Origin of the sequence: Asaia prunellae JCM 25354, assembly GCF_000613885.1 — a bacterium.
GTDB lineage: Bacteria > Pseudomonadota > Alphaproteobacteria > Acetobacterales > Acetobacteraceae > Asaia > Asaia prunellae.
Genome location: NZ_BAJV01000018.1, coordinates 1 through 19,221, shown reverse-complemented (window position 1 = coordinate 19,221; position 19,221 = coordinate 1). Strand labels below are relative to the sequence as shown.

Genomic DNA, 19,221 nt, shown 5'->3' with positions numbered 1-19,221 from the left:
AAAATTGTCCTGCCGTGAGAAAACGGCAGACGATTAGCGATAGTGCGAGTCATTCGCAATTTAAGTTATCGGAACGTTACTTTTCACCAATCTGACTGTGGCGCAAATATCACTAGACTGTGAACGGCTACGCCACACTCGGATCAGGCTTTCAGCATTGTTTTCACTTTCTCTGCTACAGCCCTTCCAAGAGCCTGATTATTCTCCGGCGTAAAATGAACGCCGTCACTTCCATCGGTTACAAGGTGCAGGCCTGCATCAAGAAAACCAACATCCTTGGCCTTGGCAAGCGCGGCATAATGTTCTGGCAGAGCGGCAATTTTCGGTGCCGCTTCAGCAAACTGCGCGGCCAGCCAGGGACCAGAAACAGAACCGAGCTGTGGTGGAGCAACGATCAGCACTTGCGGCGCCGGATAGGCGGTGCCAACGCCTCCTGCGCATCCCTTCACCTGGCCAACCAGCTTGGACATGCCCAGCGCAATTTCATGAGGTGTCCGTTTATAGGCACTTTTCGCGTCATTCGTACCAAGCATGATGATAACGAGGTCAAGCGGCAAATGGCTGGCCAGCGCAGTCGGAAGATAGGCTGAGCCATCGAGACGCGGATCATTGGGATCGACAATCGAGGTGGTACGGGCACTCAACCCCTCTTCGATCACACGATATGAATTGCCCAGAATATGGGCAGACACTCCGGTCCAACGCTGATCTGCATCGTAACGCGTTGTCGCCTTCCCTTCCGCAACGGGCACCCAGCCCCAGGTCAGAGAATCACCGAAACAGAGGATCTGCCTAACCGACATGGCACCAATTCCTGACAGGTTTAAGATCGGCTGATGCTACACGATATCAGCATGGAAAGATGTTCAACAATATCTTTCCGGTTTTCGCCTTTCTCAACGATTCCAAGAGGCCAGTCGTTCAACACATCTCACTGATCCTTCCTATCAAACGCAGAAAAGATTGAGGGAATGTCTCAGGGCGGACTTGCACGCCTCCAACAGAGAATGTTTCCAATAATTATTATCGAATGCACTTCATATATTTATATATTCCATAGTAAAGATTTTTACTATAATTTTAGTATACATTACAAATCTAATATCTACACAGATTTGTATTTTTATTTGACGACGTGCGCCTAAAAAGTCACGATCAATGACAAAGTATGTTTCTTTATTGATACGGTTCCGTTTCCGAAATAGCATGATCCCGGAATGATACCAGCCCCTGGTAGCTGTCTTTTGAGGATGGGTTATGGATCTGCCTTGTCATGCTTCACGCCATTTCCGTCGAGCCTTTACGGTTTTTGCCCTCACGCTTTTCTCAACCACAACACTGGTGGATAAGGCACACGCCGACATCCCCCTGTTCAAGACAGCGTCGAATCCCTGGTTACAGGGCGTCAATCTGTCAGGCCTGATCGAAGGGGGCATTACCGCCAATCCGGCCCGTCCCGATAACGGCATCAATTTCGGTAATTTTCTTGGCGATCACGCCAATCAGGCGCAGCTCAACCAGGTGAGCGTCACCTTGTCGAAAGCCATCGATCCGACCAAATCCGAATTCCAGGTCGGCTTCATGCTCGAAGCTCTCTATGGTTCGGATGCACGCTATTATCATCTTCTTGGTCTGTCGAACAAAATGACCAGTGATCGCTATCAGCTGCTTCCGGCTCAGGCGCATCTTGACATCCATGCACCTGTTTTCTCGAAAAACGGGATCGACATGCAGGCTGGCATTCTGCCTGCCCCCATGGGCGTGGAAGTGCTCGATCCGACATTACGCCCGTTTTACAGCCTGGCCTATACATCGCAGTATTCTGTTCCGTTCGAACATCTTGGGGCGCTGTTTCACTGGCATGTCACGCCAGTTATCGATTTCAACTTCGGCGTTGATACCGGCAATCAGACAACATGGGGACGCAATGACAACAACAACGCAGCAGCCGGATATTTCGGATTCAATCTGAACGGACTGGCTCACGGCAAGCTCACTATTGCCGAACTCTCACGCGTTGGGCCAGAAAACGCAGTCGCCTCGCTTGGTCCACGCGCCAACACAGCCCAGCGATGGTGGAACGATATCGCGGCGTTTTATACCGTCAATCAGAAGCTCAACCTGACTGCCGAATTCAATTTCCTACACGATGACGGATTGCGGGCCGAAACCTGGAGTGTGGTCACATTTGCCGGATACAAGATCACCCCGAGCCTGACCTTCAACTACCGTGGTGAGCTTTATCGCGACAACTCAGGCCTGTTCGTGGTCAATTTCCTGAACAATCAGGCATACATGAACGCTTTCAAGGGGGGTTATGCTCCCGCCGAAACCGCCCCGCCAACCACCTATGGTGCCCTCACACTGGGTGTCACTTACAGACCTGACCTGGGCCACGGAATCCGTGTCTTTGCCCTTCGTCCCGAAATCCGCTTCGACCGCTCGCTCAACGGCACATCACCGTTCAACGACGGCCGCAATACCGGAATATTCACCTTTGGTGGCGATGCCATGATCGGCTTCTGACGTATATGTACCCGAATCAGAAACGGCGTGTCCCCGCACAGGACATGCCCTTTCTGTTTTGACGCGTTTCAGAGCGCAGCAAGGAGAGCATCCACATCCTGCGCTTCGGTCGCCCAGCAGGTCACAAGACGAATGAGAATACCCTCCAGACCCGGCGGGTTTGTCCATCGATAGAATTCATATCCCTGAGCCTCCAGAGACTCGACGCCACGCTCAGGCAGCACGACGAATACCTCATTGCCCTGAACATCGAAGGGCAGAGCTGCAGCAGGATGACGACGCAGACCATGAGCCAGACGCTGGGCCATGACATTCGCGTGGGCAGCGTGACGCAGCCACAGATCATTTTCCAGCAGCGCCTGAATCTGCGCACTCAGATAACGCTGCTTGGACCAGAGATGACCGCTGCGCTTGACGCGACGCAGGAAATTTTTTGCCAGATCCTCACGAAAGATCATGACTGCTTCAGCTGCCATCGCACCGTTCTTCGTCCCGCCAAAACTCAGCATGTCGAAGCCAGCCCTCCAGCTCACGTCAGCTGGACGGCAACCGAGAGTAGCGATCGCATTGCCCAGCCGGGCGCCATCGAGATGGGTGGCAAGGTCAGATTCACGTGCCCGCGCCGTCAGCGCGCCAAGCTGATCAAGCGTATAAACCGTACCCCATTCCGTGCTCTGGGTAAGAGAAAGTGTCTGGATCGGACTCGTATGTACGCCATGCCCGCTGCTGCTGGTCAGCACACGATCGAGATCGGAAAGCGCCATGCGTCCATCTGCCGAGGGAAGAGGCACGAGCTTGGCGCCATGCATGAAAAATTCAGGCGCGCCCCCTTCATCATTGGCAATATGGGCACTCTGATCACAGACAACCGCACCAAACGGATCCGTCGCTGCCGACAGGGCAAGACTGTTGGCGGCGGTTCCTGTCGCTACCGGAAAGACCCAGACTTTGTGTTCAAACACCTCCTCCGCCAGTGTTGAAAGAGCTGAGGTGATCTGATCTTCGCCATAGGCTGCAGCAGAGCCATGATTGGCGTTTTCCAGCGCTTTCATCACTTCAGGGCAGACAGGAGCAATGTTGTCACTCGCGAAGTTCTTGCGTATTGCCTCGGTCACGTCCGTTCCTCACCTTGTCTTCAGGCCGTGACAGGTTTCTTTTTACCTTGCCTGGCCCCTTGCCTCAGGAATCACCCGCATGAAACACGATCCGGCACTGTCAGGAAAGCTCATCGATGGCAAGGCCATTGCCCGCCATCTGACTGATCGTGTCAAGGCCGAAGCTGAAGCCCTGCGTGAACGCACAGGCAAGATTCCGGGGTTGGCGGTCGTGCTGGTTGGTGACGACCCGGCCAGTGAAGTCTATGTCAAAAACAAGGCCATCCAGACCCATCGTGCCGGGATGCGCTCGTTCATGCATATGCTGCCCGAAACAACGGATCAGGACGAATTGCTTGAACTGATCGCCAAGCTCAATGCTGACCCGCAGATCCATGGTATTCTGGTGCAGCTTCCCCTTCCTCCCCAGCTCGACCCGATTGTCGTGACCAACGCCATCAATCCGGAAAAGGATGTTGATGGTCTGGGCGAAGTCAATGCAGGCCGTCTCAGCCTCGGCATGAACGGTCTTGTCCCCTGTACGCCTCTTGGCTGCCTGATGTTGCTCAAGGAAACCCTGTCTGATCTGCGTGGCCTGCATGCTGTCGTGATCGGCGCCTCAAATCTCGTTGGCAAACCCATGGCCCAGCTTCTGCTCAGGGAGGGCTGCACGGTCTCAATCGGGCATATCGATACGAAAGATCCCCGCGCACTCGCTCGTGAAGGCGATATCCTGGTTGTTGCCACCGGCAAGAACGGCCTGGTACGTGGCGACTGGATCAAGCCAGGCGCAACGGTAATCGATGTCGGTATCACCCGCATCTCCCTGCCCGACGGCAAGACACGCCTCGTGGGCGATGTCGCTTTCGACGAGGCGTTGCCGGTTGCGGGCCATATCACGCCGGTACCGGGCGGTGTGGGACCCATGACCATTGCCTGCCTGCTCCATAATACCCTGCAGGCAGCCCGCAACGTGCTGGAGCGCGCCGACGCATGAGCCGCATTGCTGTCGAGCTGATTCCGCGGGATACCCAGACCCTGAATGCAGATCTTGCCCTGCTGCGCCAGATCGCTCCCTCGGTTGCAACCATCAATCTTCCCGATCTCCTGCGCCTGCCCCTCCGCTCCTGGGAAGGGGCAATCCTCGCACAAAATCAGGGATATACGGCCATTCCGCATATTCGCGCGATCGATATTGCCCCTGATTCGCCCCTTCCCTGCGCGGAGCAGGACAATATCCGCGAGATACTGGTTGTTGCCGGTGACCCACCACCTGATGCAACCCACCGTACCTGGCCCAACAGTTCGGCAGAGATCATTGCACGCTATCACCGGGAAGCGCCGCATCTGACAGTCTACGCCGCATTCGATCCCTATCGACGTGCTCCCTGGCAGGAGCTGGAGGATCTCAAACAGAAACGCGATGCCGGGGCTGCCGGCTTTTTCACCCAGCCACTTTTTGATCGACGCATGTTCGAGCTCAGTGCGTCATGGCTTGAGAAGGATCGTGTATTCTGGGGGCTCTCCCCTGTCATCGGCCCCAAATCGCGCGCCTACTGGGAACGGGTGAACCATGTCGTGTTTCCCCATGATTTTGATCCGAGTCTCGAGGCCAACATTGCCTTTGCGCGCCTTTTGCTGGGCGAAATACGCGCTCGGGGCGAATACGCCTATCTCATGCCGTTACGTGTGCCCCTTGAATCCTATCTGGGTCCTCTCGGTGATCTGCTGAAAGGTTGATCGATCCTCAGTCAGAGGACTGTCGCGCCTGCGTTTCACGAATCACCTGATGAACAAAGGCCAGCTTGCGCCTGATACTGGCCGTCAGCACAAACGGATAGAAATCCTGTAACCCCATTGAGCGATTGAGACTGTTGACCGCCATGCTGAGCGGCAGCCACGCATTCATGATCCCGTCAAAATCCAGAATGACATAAGGATCCGCACTGATAGCAGGCGCTGAGAAATGCGGTGCCGACGGCGTAAGCGGCGCGATCGCTATGCCATACAGCCAGGCTGTCTCCAGAGTAGAGACAATATGGAGGTAATGTGCCCAGGTTTCGGCAAAATCCTCCCAGGGATGGGACGCCGCATAGATACTAACATGATCTTTCTGCCAGTCGTTAGAAGGCGATCCGGCATAATGTGCTTCAAGAGCCTTCTGATAATCCTGCCGGTCATCACCAAAGATTTCCCGGCATTGATCCAGCCTGCCCCCGTCACGTATGAGCAGATTCCAGTAATAATGCCCTATCTCATGTCGGAAATGCCCTAGCAGAGTGCGGTAATACTCTCCCATTTCGACTCGCATGCGCTCACGCTGATCATCATCGGCTTCACGGATAGCAAGCGTGATCAGCCCGTTGCTATGACCTGTCATGACAGCGCCGATCCATCAGGAGCATCTTCGAGAAAATCGAACGCCAGACCGTTTTCAGGGTCCTTCTGACGGGAAACGAGAGGTAATCCGAAGCGGATCAGAGCATGAAACAGGCGATGTTTTGCGGTCTCGATCTTGCGCCAGCGCTCGAGATTACGGGTGTTCTGCAGATCGGGGATCGTACGATTGAACTGGCAGGCAAAACAGAGCGTGCCTCCGGCGCTTTCTTCGGGACCCAGCAGCCAGTTACACGCATTATAGCTGTGGTTGGCGCAATAACGATGCGGGCTATGCTCGTAGCCATGCTCAAGCGGCAACCATGTTCCCTCCTGCATTCCCGGCTCAAGCGCCGTCAGGTCCGTGACCTCATGCAGATAACCAACGGCATGATCGCAGGATTCACAACGCGTATTCTCAAAGAAAAGCGGCTGATTGCAGCATTCGCAGGAAAAGAGTTTCACGGATCATTCATCCGGTGACAGTCTCAGCCGGAACCCCGTTTCAGCGCATTGGTTCCCTGTGCAGATAATGTGCCTGCATGATAACATCGAATTCTGCGACACACAGATCCAGCAATCCTGAAACAGGGGCAGCTGTCTCCGGTGCATCTGATGCAGCAAGCGGAATATGGTTCTGCGCCGCAATGCGTCCTGATGTCGTATCGAACCCCACCCACGGAACCGGGAATGCAGATTTCTGCCCATGCGTGGAGATCACAAACCAGACGATCAGGATCAGCCTGAAGTGCCGACGGCTCGACCAGATAACCCGAGACGAACCGGGCCGCGTACCCCATATTCCGGGCCAGGGCGATCAGAAGCCATGCACTGTCACGACACGATCCTGCCTCACGGGCCAGGGTCTCAGCGGGGGGCCAGACACCCGGTTCCATGCGGCGCATATAATGCAAACGCGTGGCTATGGCCTGCGCGAGCCTCGTCAGGCTTGAAAGTTCGGTATCTCCGCCGGAAAAAAATCCTATGGTCCTGAGAAAACATTCCAATACACTCTTATCGGCAATCGGGCGTCGATAAGCGGGATTGTCCTGCCCCATGGCAGAGCGTTTACCGGTCTGCATCTGCAACGGATCATAAGGGCTCAGATCGACGATCATGCTCACATCGACAATGAACTGCGCCATTCGTTCTGTGAAAATGGCTGTTGATACCAGATTGGCATGATCATCCATTCCCCATCTGAGACTCGGCTGGCTGGGACCAATCGTCAGGGCGTAACTCATTATAGCATTCCGCATACGTAACGGTGGACGTAAGCGTATGGTCTGCGGTCCAAGAGAAACCATTCTGTCATAACGATAGGAGGTACGATGATTGAGAAGAATCGGTTGTCTCATCCGCTTCGTCCTCTGCCTCCTGCGACCATGATGATCTGTCTCTTTCGCATTATCCTTGCCCGGTTCCCGTTCATGTTACCCTGAGGGGGCAGGAGCGAAAAGCAACTTTGGGTGTCCGCCAGGGTTATGGCGCATTGGGGAGACACAAATCTCCGGATTTCTTCTATCTCTGTGCCTGTTTTTTATACCTTGGCAAAGCGTAGAAACTGGTTTTTTAATAAACAACCGTAACGTTCCGCCGCAATACGCGTCACGTCATTGCAGGGTAGAGGTAAAAATGGCGTCTAATAATTCGCCACTCCACGAGGCAGGTATTTTTTCCACCTACGACAACCCCGCCTTTTACTGCGAGCTGATGAATCGCGGCACCCCCCTGCCGGAAACGTTACAGGAAGTGAAGGAGAGACTTTCACATCTGACCTTGACGGATCTGCGCGAACGAACGTCCAATGCCGAGAACCAGCTCTGGCGATTAGGCATAACCTTTACGGTCTATACCGAGCGTGAGGCAATTGATCGTATCCTGCCTTTTGACATGATCCCGCGCCTCCTGACGGCAGAGGAATGGTCTCTCATCGAACGTGGCGTGCAACAGCGCGTAAGAGCTATCAATCTCTTCCTGTGGGACATCTATCACGACCGGCGCATTCTCGAGGACGGCATCATTCCGGCCGATCTGGTGCTGAATAACGCCAATTACTGCAAAGCCATGATTGGTGTCGATGTGCCGGGTGGCGTCTATGTGCACATCAACGGAACTGATCTTATAAGGGATCAGACAGGACGTTTTCTGGTGCTCGAAGACAATGCCCGAACACCATCGGGCGTGTCCTACGTGATCGAAAACCGCCATATGATGCTACGCCTCATGCCCGATCTCGCCTCAGGCATAGCACTGCGTTCGGTGGAGGATTACGGTGTGCGCCTGCACAAGGCGCTTTGCGACGTCGCACCGGAAACGTCGCGGATCCGCAGGTCGTCCTTCTTTCGCCCGGTATCTATAATTCAGCCTATTTCGAACACGTCTTTCTCGCGCGTGAAATGGGCGTTCCTCTCGTCGAGGGGCGCGACCTGGTGGTGAAGGACCATCATGTTTTCATGCGCACTGTGGGGGGCTTCGCCCCGTACATTCCATTTACCGACGCATAGACGATGCCTTTCTCGATCCGCTCGCCTTTAACCCCGAAAGTCTTCTGGGCGTACCGGGGCTTGTGGATGCCTATTGTCGAGGCAATGTGACTCTTGCCAACGCCCTGGGTACCGGCGTCGCCGATGACAAGGCCGTCTACGCCTATATGCCACGCATCATTCGCTACTATCTGAATGAAGAGCCTGTCCTGGACAGCGTCGAGACCCATATCTGCGCTGAACCTGATGGTCTGGCCTATACACTGGACAATCTGGCCAGTCTCGTCGTCAAACCCGTCGGCGATTCCGGTGGGTACGGGCTGATTATCGGTCCACATGCCTCTGCCGACGAACTCGCCGCTTTCCGAACCAAACTGCTTGAAAATCCGTCCAATTACATCAGTCAGCCGGTTATCGACCTTTCCGTCGTACCAACCCTCTGTCCTGCCGGTGTCGAGGCCCGTCATGTAGATCTGCGGCCCTTCGCCGTAACCGGACAATCTACTTGGGTATTGCCAGGCGGACTGTCACGTGTAGCCTTGCGCAAAGGATCTCTGGTGGTGAATTCCTCTCAGGGCGGAGGATCGAAAGACACCTGGGTAATGTCGAAATGAACCGGTTCAATCCTCACATGACCGGGATGCTTCCCGACCTCAACACACTCCTTTCGCGTTACGCCGAAAACATGATGTGGCTTGCCCGATACATGGAGCGAATCGAAAATCTTGCCCGTGTGCTGGAGGTAACAGAGGCTTTTGTACGCGGCGCTGATGGAAAACCCGTCTGGGACTCGATCGTGCAGATCAATTCCGACGAGGAACGGTTTCGAGCCCTCTACCCGACCGCGAAAGAAGAGGATTATCTGCGCTTCTACATGACCGACTGTGCCAATCCGAGTTCAATCAAGGCCATGGCGCAGTGTATTCGTGAAAATGCCCGTTCGGCGCGTCCCCTGATTTCTACCGAAATGTGGATGCAGCTCAATGTCTTCACGCGATGGGTGCTTGATCTTGATGTCAGCGATATACGTCGCACCGGTCTCTCAACCCTATGCAGCCGTATAAAGCAGGAATGCCAGTCTCATGCTGGTATTACCGAAGGCACACTTTACCGCGATCAGGCGTGGCTCTTCTATTTACTGGGGCGTCATCTTGAACGCTGCGATCAGATCACCCGCCTGATTGATACGCGCTATCATACACTTTTGCCCGATACAGCCGAGGTCGGATCCGAGATCGATATGACCCAATGGGCTTCCATCCTGCGCTCGGCAGCGGCCTATCATGCCTTTCGTCGCCTCAAGCCTGTCACCACCACCCCGGCCAATGTGGTCGGCTTTCTGCTCAAGAACGAGGGCTTTCCGCGCTCCCTTGCGCTGAACCTTCGTCATGCTGATTCCGTGCTGGGCGCATTATCAGCCCATTACAATCTTCGTCGCCAGTCTCTGGATGTGCAGGAGCGCCTTTCGGAACTGCGCGCCATGCTGGAAGACCAGACAGCTGAGGAAATCATTATTCGCGGCCTGCATGAATGCATGCACTGGATCCAGGAACAGATAGAAGCCTGCCAGAACGGACTGGCAGCCGCATACTGGCCGCCAGCTGAGCCCGTGTTTTCCGGCACTCAATCCCAGTCACAATAGGCGGCTTTCCAGGGGGCTGTTATCCTTTTCGTGGGCAGGGCAGTGCCCTGCCTGACCCTCACTCAGTCTTCGGAATCGTCTTCCTGTTCTTCAGGAGAGGTCATCAGCGCCTCAGCAACAACGCCTGACTGCTCGCGAATACGACGCTCGATATCTGCCGCCATCTCGGGATGGTCGCGCAGGAACTGTTTGGCATTCTCACGACCCTGACCGACACGGGTGCTGTCATAGGAGAACCATGCCCCTGATTTCTCGACGATATTGGCTTTCACGCCAGATCGATCAGTTCGCCGACCTTGCTGATACCCTCGCCATACATGATGTCGAATTCAACCTGACGGAAAGGCGGTGCCATCTTGTTCTTGACGACCTTGACGCGTGTCTGGTTGCCAACCACTTCGTCACGATCCTTTATCGAACCGATACGTCGGATATCGAGACGAACCGAGGCGTAGAACTTGAGCGCGTTACCGCCGGTCGTCGTCTCGGGGTTGCCGAACATCACGCCGATCTTCATGCGGATCTGGTTCAGGAAGATCACCATGGTATTGGAGCGTGAGACCGTGCCGGTCAGCTTGCGCAACGCCTGGCTCATCAGGCGAGCGTGAAGACCGACATGGCTGTCGCCCATATCACCTTCAAGCTCGGCACGCGGCACCAAAGCCGCCACGGAGTCAACCACAAGCACATCGACAGCACCGGAACGCACAAGCGTGTCAGCAATCTCGAGGGCCTGCTCACCGGCATCGGGCTGGCTGAGAAGCAGGTTGTCGACATCCACGCCCAGCTTGCGGGCATAGCCCGGGTCAAGTGCATGCTCGGCGTCAATAAAGGCGCAGGTGCCACCCTTTTTCTGGGCTTCGGCGATGGCGTGAAGGGCCAGAGTCGTCTTGCCCGAGCTTTCAGGACCATAGATCTCGATGATACGGCCGCGCGGTAGGCCGCCAATACCAAGACCGATATCAAGACCGAGCGAGCCGGTTGAGATAACGTCAGCCTGTTCCTTGGGGCGCTGCCCCATACGCATGATCGAGCCCTTACCGAAAGCACGTTCGATCTGGCTCAGCGCACCCTCGAGTGCTTTCGTCCTGTCTACGCTCATGTCCTGTCCTCCGCTCTCGTCAGTCTTGCCGAAACCGACAGAATCGGCAATTGGCCCGAGGCGATTCGTGTTGATCGTTCACATTTGTTCTGGAGAACATATCATGATCAAACCCGTTTTGCACAAGGGGCCACAAAGAAAAATACCCCCTCTTCCGAGGGGGTATCATGCCATGTCCAGATCAGTTGTTCACGCTGCCGACCGAAAGCCCGCCCCCGCGGGGATCGGTATCGCCATGACAGGTATTACCCCTGCAAAGCGACGCATTCACACGACCCTGCCCCTCATGCGGAACTTCAGTGCCAGACACGGCTGCACGAGTGGCAGCGGCAAGTGCGTCAGCTGCGTCGTTCTGGCCTGAACTGGCCAGAGCCGCCACAAGAGCACCACGCCTCTGCACAATGGCGGCAGAAAGCAGTGGCGCGGGGTAACGTCCTGGCGATGCCGCCAGCAGAACGCCGGTACCATCGGCCATGCGTCCCGTACCAAATAGGTTGTTCTCGGTAAGGGCGCAGGCAACCGCACCACCCTTGTTGTCAGTCACGACATAAGAGGTTGAAGCCGGAAGTGCAGGCAGGGCGCCCGAACGGCTGGATCCGGCATTGATCAGGGTCTGTGCAGCGCTCAGCAGTGCAGCGCCACTCAGGCCCTGACGATCTTCGCTCCGCCATGTCGCAACCACACCCTGGCTGAAGCGCCAGAATGAAAGGCCGCCGCAGCACCAAGGCCGCCATCAGCCGGAGGAGGCAGAAATGAGGCCGTATACCCATCCTGCTCCACCTGAAGAGCAGCCAACTGCATCGGCATGGCCGCGCGCATTGAAGCAGTCGAAAGCCCACCCCCTGCCTTGTTGGCCCCATCGACGAAAATCGCCCCAAGCGCACCATTATAGAGATCACCCACCCCGAGATTGGTCATGCGCTCCAGAAAGCTGGCAAGCTGGGGCTGCACCATGGCGTCGCCATTCTGAAGCGGCGATCCGTCAGGGCGGCTGAAAACGGTACGGGCGGCATCATCAGCAAAAAGCGGTGTCTGAACGGCTGCGATATCCTGCGCCAGAACCCGACTGACCGTCGTACCGCTGCGCGCAAGACGCACGGAAGGACCAAGCAGATCGCCAAATTCGACCGTGCCGTAACGCAGCTGCATGGTAAACAGGCCGCGCGGCGTCATCGGAATGGCGGCCTGACGGCTGGCCTGGGTCGCCGGAGCGGCTGCCGGCAGGAAAACAAAGGCCTGCGGTGCCTCACGGCCTCGGCTCACAAGGCAGGCTCCGCCACCGCCCAGAGAGGCACGGGAAGGAAGGGTAACCGAAAGCGCCATGCCGACAGCCGCTGCAGCATCTGCAGCATTTCCGCCATGGACCAGAACATCACGTCCGACCAGGGCGGCACGCGGCTCGTCAGCCACAACCGTACCGATATAGCCGGTGACGATGGGAGTAGTCTTACCGAACAGGCTATGACCGATGTGAGCGACATCGCTGCAACCGGCAAGAAGCGTTGCCGCAGTCAGGGCACAGGCTGAGCGCAAACCCGCCCTGCGCACTGCGCGTTTTGCGGGGTGACAGGGGGCATTCGTCCGACGATGCGCCACATGCGGTGTCTCCATGACCCGGCAAGCCTCTTCTCTTCTGTTCCAAAGGGCCTGTCTTCGGGACCGAAGACGCAACCCTTCGGAAATTGGGTTCGTTAACGCATCTAACCGTGATCAGGACGATGGGCAACCTGCCAGACGCGTCCTGGTTTTGCGAAATCGCCCTCTCTGTCCTATGCAGAGGCTTCTCTTCATCCCGCCCAGCAGGATCGCTCTCATGACTCGCCCGCTCCGCGCCCGGCTTGCCGGTGCCTTTCTCGCCCTTGGTCTGACCGCTTCGGCGAGCGGGTCTGCCTTTGCAGAGCCCGCAGCCAGCTTCACGCCACAACAGCGAACCGAGATTGTCTCTATTTTGCGCCAGGCTCTGAAGGATGATCCGACCATCCTGAGCGATGCCATTGCCGCCCTGCGTCAGGGGGCACAGCAGAAAGCTGCCGATGATGCGATCTCTCATGTCAGATCCGATCGCGAGCATTTGCAGAAAGGTCCTGATTACACCGTGCGAGGTAACCCGAGTGGTGATCTGACGATTGTCGAATTCCTCGATCCACGCTGCGGTTATTGCCGCAGCATGGTACCCGTCATCGACGCTCTTCTCAAATCAGATCCGAAGCTGCGCCTTGTCGAAAAACTCGTTCCGGTTCTGAGCGAGAAAAGCGTACTCGACACCCAAGCCATTTTTGCTGCTGCCTTGCAAGGTGGCTATGACAAGATGAAGCGTGCTCTGATGCAGGATACAGCCCCCCCTACCCTCGACCGTATCCGTCAGCTTGCTACAGCCAACAGCCTTAATGCCGACAGGCTGGTGGCTGACATGCACGCGCCAGAAGTGGCCGCCCAGATCAACGAGAACCTTGCGGAAGCGCGGCTGATCGGTCTCGATGGTACGCCCACTTTCGTATTCGGAACCAGCGCAATCATTCCTGGTGCCATCTCGGCAGAGGAAATGCGCACCCAGATCAAGACGGCGCGCACAGCACACTGATACAAAGACCATCGGTACAATCCGGGAAGATGACCCGTAAAGCGGGATAAAGAGATCCCGCCTTACGGAAAATACAGGCCGGTACCCTGCGTCATTCTTTCTGCGGAAGACTCGCTTTGATCGCCGCTTCCAGCCTTTCAAGATTCCTCAGGATTTCAGGCGATGGCGGCGGTGGCTCCGGGCTCAGGCTCTCGAGTTTACCGATCAGGGCTTCCATCACCACCATGCGAGAAAACCACTTCCTGTCCGACGGGACGACCAGCCAAGGAGCCTCTTCGGAGGATGTGGCACGGATCGCCTCCTGATACGCTGTCTGGTAATCGGACCAATACCGGCGCTCGATCAGATCACTTTCATCAAATTTCCAGCGCTTGTCGGGACGATTAAGCCGACGCAGAAGGCGTTCCTGCTGACATTCGGGAGACATATGCAGCATTACCTTGAGAAGATGGATACCCTGACGGGAAAGGTAGGCTTCGAAATTGGCAATATCGAGTAGACGCTGATCCCAGAATTCGCGTGTTCCGGGGTCGCCCGTCATACCATCTGTATTGAGCTTGTCGGCGTGAACACGCGCCACCAGCACATCCTCGTAATGGCTGCGATTGAACACTCCGACCTGACCGCGCCCCGGCACGGCCATATGAACCCGCCACAGATAGTCATGAGCCATCTCGATATCGCCAGGCTTCTTGAACGAAACGACTTTCGTCCCCTGGGGATTCATACCCGTCATGACATTACGGATCAGACTGTCCTTGCCCGCACCATCCATTCCCTGGAGCACAAGAAGAACACTGTGATGCCGCTCGGCAGCCAGACGCTCCTGTAACACGCCCAGACGTTGTCTGCGTTTATCAAGCCATGCTTCGACTGCCTCCTTGTCGAGATCGGCATGATCGTCAGGCTTGACGGAGGCGAGCTCGAAGCTCTTGCCGTCGGTCACCTTGTAACGCCCGGGAAGCTTACGGGCCAGGCTCGCTGTGAGTTCAGTCACTTGTTCTATCCACCGCAAGGCCACCCGCTGCCTGACAGACAGGCATCATCTCGATGGCGTTGACATTTACATGGGGCGGCTGGCTCATAAGCCATGAGACGGTCGCTGCAATATCTTCAGGCATGAGCGGGTTGGTGCCTTTATAGACATCCGCTGCCTTCTGATCGTCGCGCAAACGCACATTGCTGAATTCACTGCCACCACACAGACCAGGTTCGATCGTGCTCGCCCGGATACGTGTCCCCAGCAGATCCGTGCGCAGATTGCGCATGAACTGGGCAACAAACGCCTTGGTCGCGCCGTAAACATTCCCGCCCATATAAGGGTAGGTACCTGCAACACTACCAAGCGTGATGACATATCCCTGGTTACGTTCGATCATCTGCGGAAGAAACGCGCGAGTCACCTCAACGACACCCGTCACGTTCGTGTCAATCATGGTCTTCCAGTCCTGCAGATCGGCATTCTGCGCCTTGCCAACGCCAAGAGCGAGACCAGCATTGTTGATCAGCACATCAACCCTGTTCCAGTCTGCCGGAAGCTGCCCGGGCAGAGCTGCGACCTTCTGTGCATCGGTGACATCCAGCACCACCGGAAGGAATGCATCGCCCAGTTCATCGCGTAATTCGTCGAGACGTTCCTTGCGGCGCCCCGTACCGATCACCTGATGCCCCTCCCTGACGAGACGCACGGCTATGGCACGACCAAAACCGGCTGTCGCACCGGTCACCAGAATTACTGCCATCGTCTTCTCCCTCGTCATATTGCCAGCTCTCTACGCTGCCCCTGTTGAGACGGGTAAGAACAGCAATGGTTGCTGCCGGACCTTGCCCTTGCAAAAGCCCGGGTGATGCCCGACATTTTCATCTATGGCTTCTGATTTCACAACGCCCGCCGATAACCTGACAGGTCGCCTGCTCATTTCGAGCCCGACACTTGGTGATATGGAGTTCGCACGGAGCGTTATCTATCTCTGTGCGCATTCTGCAGCCGATGGCGCCATGGGTCTGATCATCAACAAACGTGCGCCTCATCCGACCCTTGAAACTCTGCTCGACCAGCTTGAAATCACGCCGTCACCGCCACGGCGACGTATCAATCTGTGCATGGGTGGTCCCGTTGAGCCGACACGAGGCTTTGTTCTTCATTCAGCGGACTGGAAGCGCGATGACAGCCTTGTCATCAATAACGAGAACTGTCTGACAGCCAGTCTGGACATCCTGCATGAGATTGCCGACGGAAAAGGGCCCCGTCATGCCCTCCTGGCACTGGGACATGCATCCTGGGAGCCAGGTCAGCTTGAAGATGAAATCATCCGCCAGAATGCCTGGCTGAATGCACCTGCCACAGATGATCTGATCTTCGGTGCCAATCATATGGCGAAATGGCGCAAGGCGCTGGCAGCAATCAATATAGACCCGCTACTTCTGCCCAATCTTGTCGGTCATGCCTGAGCATTTCCCGCTCAGGGGCGGCTGGGCATCGAGAATGCGCAATGCATCGTCCTCGTCGATCGGATGCCGGTAGAAATCGCTGTAGAAATCCTTGATCTTTCCGATCATCACTGCACGATCGATTGCGCCTTTCTGTACGAGCTGCCGCGCCCAGACAATCTGCAAGAGCAGCTCTGGACTGTACCGATCCCAGTTGAACACGCCGGCAGGGTTGCGAAAGACCTTGTGGCGTGTCACCGCCGGGATATGAGACCAGAGCGGATTATCTGCCAGCCTGTCAGGATTACCGGCATCCGCCCCCATGATGATGATATCCGGTGCCCAGGTCAGAATCTGCTCGAACGAAACGGGTCTTTTGTTACCATGGAGTCCGGTCGCCGCGTTCATACCCCCGGCGTCACGGATCCATTCGTCAATGATACTCTGATCGCCATCGACAGTCAGAGGCGCCAATGATGCTATATGCAGGATGCGTGGTGCATGAACAGTGGAGCGGCGTTGGGCGAGAAGACGGGATAGTGCCATTCTGTAACGGTTCGCCTGGGCTCTGGCGAGATCGGTGTCGAGAAGAATGGCACTCTGATTGATCGTTTCCACCAGACCGGTAAAATCCGTAAAACCGACCGCTACCGCGTTCAGGCCGAGCTTGTGCAACCCGTCGATGCTACCAGCCTGTTTTGTCACAAACACCAGATCGGGATGCAGGGCGAGTACTGCCTCGGCATTCAGGGTCATGCTGCTGAAAAACCGGGCCTCGCGCAGCTGGGGGGCAATGCACATCATCCAGGGGAAGCGATCAGGCGAAATCACTGTACCAATGATCTTGTCCGAGGCACCGAGCATGATCAGCGTCGCATTATGCGCATACCATCCATCGACAATGCGAGTGGGTGCCGAATGCGCGGAAGATACCGCGAGGCTGAGACAGGACACCAGTACAGCCAGAAGACGTTTTGCAGGACGTTTCATTCCGCTTGCTCACTTCCCATAAAGAAACGCTGACCGTCATGATCGTAATGTCGTAGCGCGACATCATAGAAAGCACTCAGAGGCGTTGCATCCAGCACGATCTGCGGTTCCCCTTCGGCCAGTACGCGACCATCCGCCAGCAAAACGACATGCGATGCATAGCGATAGACAAGATCAGGCTGGTGCGCCGTCATGATCACCAGTCGACCTTCTTTTGCGAAAGACGCCAGGAGCGCCATCAACCTGATCTGCTGCCCGTAATCCAGACCGGAAAGCGGCTCATCAAGCACAAGAACCGGCGCATTCTGCACAAGCATGCGGGCCAGAAGAACACGCTGATACTCGCCGCCGGAAAGCATATTACAGGGCCGGTCACGCAAATGGAAAAGACCAAGCTGCGTCATGGCTGCCTCGGCGCGTACATTATCCTGTTCCGACGGCGCCTTCATCAGACTGCCATGAGGCAGGCCCCCCAGCTCCACAATCCGGGCAACCGGATAAGGGGGAAGAATGTCGCGGTTCTGCGGTACATAGGCCAGAAGCTGCGCTATGCGCTTGCGCTGCAAATGCCGCAAATCGCTTCCGTCAATCAGCACTTGTCCTGAATCAGGATGCAGAAGACCCAGAATCAGGCGCAACAACGTGGTCTTTCCCGCACCATTGGCACCCAGAATGCTGACCATCTGACCAGCATGAAGTCTGAGCGTCAGATCATGCATGATTTTCCGACCTTGGCGCGAGAAGCCAAGTCTATCCAGAAAAAGCGTCTGCATCAGAGTCGCCCTTCCCGGCGAAGCTGTCGCAGAACGAGAACAAAGCCGAGCGCCCCCAGAAGCTCGGTCATCATGCCCAGGGGTATTTCGGAAGGGGAGAGACTTCGCGCCGCCATATCGGCAAAAAGCAGGCAGCACGCACCAAGAAGAGCCGCAAAAGGAAGCAGATTTCGATGCTCCGGGCCTATCAGCAGGCGCGCCATATGAGGAATGATCAGCCCAACCCAACCAATGATCCCGGCCAGTGAAACAGTCAGCGCACCCAGCGCAGTTGCCAGAAGCAGAATACCCAGACGCATTGTGCTGATGGGCAGGCCGAGACTCCGGGCTTCATCATCGCTGAGACCAGAAACGTCGAGTATACGCGCGCCCGACCATAGCCCGGCCATGCCAAGGCAAAGCAGAGGCACCAGAACTGCAAGTTGCCCCCAGCTTGTCTGGGCAAGACTACCCAGAAGCCAGTAGATGATCGCCGGCAACTGATCGAAAGGATCGGCAAGATATTTGAGCAGGGACAAAAGTGCGGTGAAAAGCGCTGTGCTGATCAAGCCGCCAAGCAGCAAAGGCAGAACCCCCTCCCCGCTCACCAGTCGTGCAACCAGAAAGCCGAAAGCAACGGCGCCGCACCCACCGATGAAAGTCGATATCTCGATCATGAGCGTGTTGCCATGAGCTATGATGGCCCAGGCCGCCCCGAACGCGGCCCCACTCAACACACCAAGCAGATCCGGTGACACAAGGGGATTACGAAACACGGCCTGAAACGCGGTGCCGGACATGGCAAGAGCAGCCCCGACACAAAGTGCCGCTATTATACGGGGCAGACGCGCCTGAAACAGGACGGCCCTGACTTCCGGCTCTCCATGACCTTCCATTACGTGAAGAAGCGCCATTGGACTAACCTCGTAACGACCCATCATGAGACTGAGGCAGAGGCCAGACCCCAGAACGACCAGAGCAGCTCCGAAACAGAGGCGGTTACGACGCATCAACGTTTCTTCCCCCGGAACGATATTTCGCAGCCTTCCCTCACAGGACATAGGCAAATATCTTGTTCAGCGATAGGGATGATCAAAACGTCTGATAGGGCTGGAGCACAACCGGGATTCCAGACCTTTTGACCTGAAAAGACGACTATATTTTTTCAGGAGAAGCCCCATTGGGGGCAGTTATCTGGTCGGAGTGAGAGGATTCGAACCTCCGGCCCCTGCGTCCCGAACA

At 56.1% G+C, this 19,221-nt stretch carries 16 protein-coding genes and 3 pseudogenes; 7 read left to right on the top strand and 12 right to left on the bottom strand.

The genetic code is table 11. The annotated features are described in order from the left end of the window. Nucleotides 1–143: 143 nt before the first annotated feature. On the bottom strand, nt 144–803 hold the full coding sequence (locus JCM25354_RS13640) for an SGNH/GDSL hydrolase family protein (protein ID WP_025886413.1): 660 nt from the start codon (nt 801–803) through the stop codon (nt 144–146). Between the two features lie 454 nt (nt 804–1,257). Between JCM25354_RS13640 and JCM25354_RS13635 the strand changes: the two genes are divergently transcribed. After that, on the top strand, nt 1,258–2,526 hold the full coding sequence (locus JCM25354_RS13635; protein WP_025886412.1) for an outer membrane beta-barrel protein: 1,269 nt from the start codon (nt 1,258–1,260) through the stop codon (nt 2,524–2,526). Between the two features lie 68 nt (nt 2,527–2,594). Here JCM25354_RS13635 and JCM25354_RS13630 read toward each other — a convergent pair whose 3' ends face one another. Beyond that, nucleotides 2,595–3,641: a threonine aldolase family protein gene (locus tag JCM25354_RS13630; protein ID WP_025886411.1), complete on the bottom strand. Its 1,047-nt coding sequence runs from the start codon at nt 3,639–3,641 to the stop codon at nt 2,595–2,597. Nucleotides 3,642–3,720: 79 nt separating this feature from the next. Here JCM25354_RS13630 and folD point away from each other — a divergent pair, with 79 nt between their 5' ends. Both folD and JCM25354_RS13620 read left to right on the top strand, forming a co-directional pair. Beyond that, a complete protein-coding gene (gene folD, locus JCM25354_RS13625; protein ID WP_025886410.1) occupies nt 3,721–4,617 on the top strand; it encodes a bifunctional methylenetetrahydrofolate dehydrogenase/methenyltetrahydrofolate cyclohydrolase FolD in 897 nt (298 codons plus the stop codon). Continuing rightward, nucleotides 4,614–5,360 carry a methylenetetrahydrofolate reductase gene (locus tag JCM25354_RS13620; protein ID WP_025886409.1) on the top strand — a complete coding sequence of 249 codons (747 nt, stop codon included), beginning with the start codon at nt 4,614–4,616 and terminating at the stop codon, nt 5,358–5,360. Before folD ends, JCM25354_RS13620 begins: the two co-directional genes overlap by 4 nt. Nucleotides 5,361–5,367: 7 nt before the next feature. On the opposite strand, the pseudogene JCM25354_RS19145 reads toward JCM25354_RS13620, so the two are convergent. Then, nucleotides 5,368–6,461: pseudogene (locus tag JCM25354_RS19145) on the bottom strand (zinc-binding metallopeptidase family protein). Nucleotides 6,462–6,484: 23 nt separating this feature from the next. Continuing rightward, on the bottom strand, nt 6,485–7,303 hold the full coding sequence (locus tag JCM25354_RS19140) for a transglutaminase-like domain-containing protein (RefSeq protein WP_243444087.1): 819 nt from the start codon (nt 7,301–7,303) through the stop codon (nt 6,485–6,487). 328 nt (nt 7,304–7,631) lie between these two features. On the opposite strand from JCM25354_RS19140, the pseudogene JCM25354_RS19135 reads away from it, so the two are divergent. Together JCM25354_RS19135 and JCM25354_RS13600 are read left to right on the top strand one after the other, a co-directional pair. Further along, a pseudogene (locus tag JCM25354_RS19135) lies at nt 7,632–9,096 on the top strand (circularly permuted type 2 ATP-grasp protein). Nucleotides 9,097–9,122: 26 nt separating this feature from the next. Further along, nucleotides 9,123–10,124 (top strand): alpha-E domain-containing protein, encoded by a 1,002-nt coding sequence (locus JCM25354_RS13600; RefSeq protein ID WP_025886408.1) that lies wholly within the window; start codon nt 9,123–9,125, stop codon nt 10,122–10,124. Between the two features lie 62 nt (nt 10,125–10,186). Here the strand turns inward: JCM25354_RS13600 and recA are convergent. The 3 genes and pseudogenes from recA to JCM25354_RS19125 all read right to left on the bottom strand — a co-directional run bounded on the left by recA (nt 10,187) and on the right by JCM25354_RS19125 (nt 12,837). Continuing rightward, nucleotides 10,187–11,226, bottom strand: a pseudogene (gene recA / locus JCM25354_RS19130) (recombinase RecA). Nucleotides 11,227–11,407: 181 nt separating this feature from the next. Beyond that, nucleotides 11,408–11,908 carry a hypothetical protein gene (locus JCM25354_RS22745; protein ID WP_243444081.1) on the bottom strand — a complete coding sequence of 167 codons (501 nt, stop codon included), beginning with the start codon at nt 11,906–11,908 and terminating at the stop codon, nt 11,408–11,410. Continuing rightward, nucleotides 11,869–12,837, bottom strand: a complete 969-nt coding sequence (locus JCM25354_RS19125) for a gamma-glutamyltransferase (RefSeq protein WP_243444080.1) — start codon at nt 12,835–12,837, stop codon at nt 11,869–11,871. Before JCM25354_RS19125 ends, JCM25354_RS22745 begins: the two co-directional genes overlap by 40 nt. Nucleotides 12,838–13,039: 202 nt before the next feature. Here JCM25354_RS19125 and JCM25354_RS13585 point away from each other — a divergent pair, with 202 nt between their 5' ends. Then, nucleotides 13,040–13,807 carry a DsbA family protein gene (locus JCM25354_RS13585; RefSeq protein WP_025886407.1) on the top strand — a complete coding sequence of 256 codons (768 nt, stop codon included), beginning with the start codon at nt 13,040–13,042 and terminating at the stop codon, nt 13,805–13,807. A gap of 91 nt (nt 13,808–13,898) precedes the next feature. On the opposite strand, the gene JCM25354_RS13580 is transcribed toward JCM25354_RS13585, so the two are convergent. Together JCM25354_RS13580 and JCM25354_RS13575 are read right to left on the bottom strand one after the other, a co-directional pair. Then, nucleotides 13,899–14,804, bottom strand: coding sequence for a PPK2 family polyphosphate kinase (locus JCM25354_RS13580; RefSeq protein ID WP_025886406.1), 906 nt, complete (start codon nt 14,802–14,804; stop codon nt 13,899–13,901). Further along, nucleotides 14,797–15,549, bottom strand: coding sequence for an SDR family NAD(P)-dependent oxidoreductase (locus tag JCM25354_RS13575; protein ID WP_025886405.1), 753 nt, complete (start codon nt 15,547–15,549; stop codon nt 14,797–14,799). The genes JCM25354_RS13580 and JCM25354_RS13575 overlap by 8 nt, the downstream gene beginning before the upstream one ends. Nucleotides 15,550–15,673: 124 nt before the next feature. Here JCM25354_RS13575 and JCM25354_RS13570 point away from each other — a divergent pair, with 124 nt between their 5' ends. Beyond that, nucleotides 15,674–16,258 (top strand): YqgE/AlgH family protein, encoded by a 585-nt coding sequence (locus tag JCM25354_RS13570; RefSeq protein ID WP_025886404.1) that lies wholly within the window; start codon nt 15,674–15,676, stop codon nt 16,256–16,258. On the opposite strand, the gene JCM25354_RS13565 is transcribed toward JCM25354_RS13570, so the two are convergent. Genes JCM25354_RS13565 through JCM25354_RS13555 form a run of 3 tightly spaced genes read right to left on the bottom strand, consistent with a single transcriptional unit; the run spans nt 16,226 to nt 18,989 of the window. Then, nucleotides 16,226–17,227, bottom strand: coding sequence for an ABC transporter substrate-binding protein (locus tag JCM25354_RS13565; protein WP_025886403.1), 1,002 nt, complete (start codon nt 17,225–17,227; stop codon nt 16,226–16,228). The genes JCM25354_RS13570 and JCM25354_RS13565 overlap by 33 nt on opposite strands. Then, nucleotides 17,224–18,000: an ABC transporter ATP-binding protein gene (locus tag JCM25354_RS13560; protein WP_025886402.1), complete on the bottom strand. Its 777-nt coding sequence runs from the start codon at nt 17,998–18,000 to the stop codon at nt 17,224–17,226. Before JCM25354_RS13560 ends, JCM25354_RS13565 begins: the two co-directional genes overlap by 4 nt. Beyond that, on the bottom strand, nt 18,000–18,989 hold the full coding sequence (locus tag JCM25354_RS13555; protein WP_025886401.1) for a FecCD family ABC transporter permease: 990 nt from the start codon (nt 18,987–18,989) through the stop codon (nt 18,000–18,002). The genes JCM25354_RS13560 and JCM25354_RS13555 overlap by 1 nt, the downstream gene beginning before the upstream one ends. Nucleotides 18,990–19,221: the final 232 nt, after the last annotated feature.

Coding starts and splice junctions, on each gene's coding strand:
- JCM25354_RS19140 (WP_243444087.1), bottom strand. CDS start 7,303: ATGGTTTCTCTTGGACCGCAGACCATACGCTTACGTCCACCGTTACGT.
- JCM25354_RS13570 (WP_025886404.1), top strand. CDS start 15,674: ATGGCTTCTGATTTCACAACGCCCGCCGATAACCTGACAGGTCGCCTG.
- JCM25354_RS13555 (WP_025886401.1), bottom strand. CDS start 18,989: ATGCGTCGTAACCGCCTCTGTTTCGGAGCTGCTCTGGTCGTTCTGGGG.
- JCM25354_RS13585 (WP_025886407.1), top strand. CDS start 13,040: ATGACTCGCCCGCTCCGCGCCCGGCTTGCCGGTGCCTTTCTCGCCCTT.
- JCM25354_RS13575 (WP_025886405.1), bottom strand. CDS start 15,549: ATGGCAGTAATTCTGGTGACCGGTGCGACAGCCGGTTTTGGTCGTGCC.
- JCM25354_RS13635 (WP_025886412.1), top strand. CDS start 1,258: ATGGATCTGCCTTGTCATGCTTCACGCCATTTCCGTCGAGCCTTTACG.
- folD (WP_025886410.1), top strand. CDS start 3,721: ATGAAACACGATCCGGCACTGTCAGGAAAGCTCATCGATGGCAAGGCC.
- JCM25354_RS13565 (WP_025886403.1), bottom strand. CDS start 17,227: ATGAAACGTCCTGCAAAACGTCTTCTGGCTGTACTGGTGTCCTGTCTC.
- JCM25354_RS13640 (WP_025886413.1), bottom strand. CDS start 803: ATGTCGGTTAGGCAGATCCTCTGTTTCGGTGATTCTCTGACCTGGGGC.
- JCM25354_RS13620 (WP_025886409.1), top strand. CDS start 4,614: ATGAGCCGCATTGCTGTCGAGCTGATTCCGCGGGATACCCAGACCCTG.
- JCM25354_RS13560 (WP_025886402.1), bottom strand. CDS start 18,000: ATGCAGACGCTTTTTCTGGATAGACTTGGCTTCTCGCGCCAAGGTCGG.
- JCM25354_RS13600 (WP_025886408.1), top strand. CDS start 9,123: ATGCTTCCCGACCTCAACACACTCCTTTCGCGTTACGCCGAAAACATG.
- JCM25354_RS19125 (WP_243444080.1), bottom strand. CDS start 12,837: ATGGAGACACCGCATGTGGCGCATCGTCGGACGAATGCCCCCTGTCAC.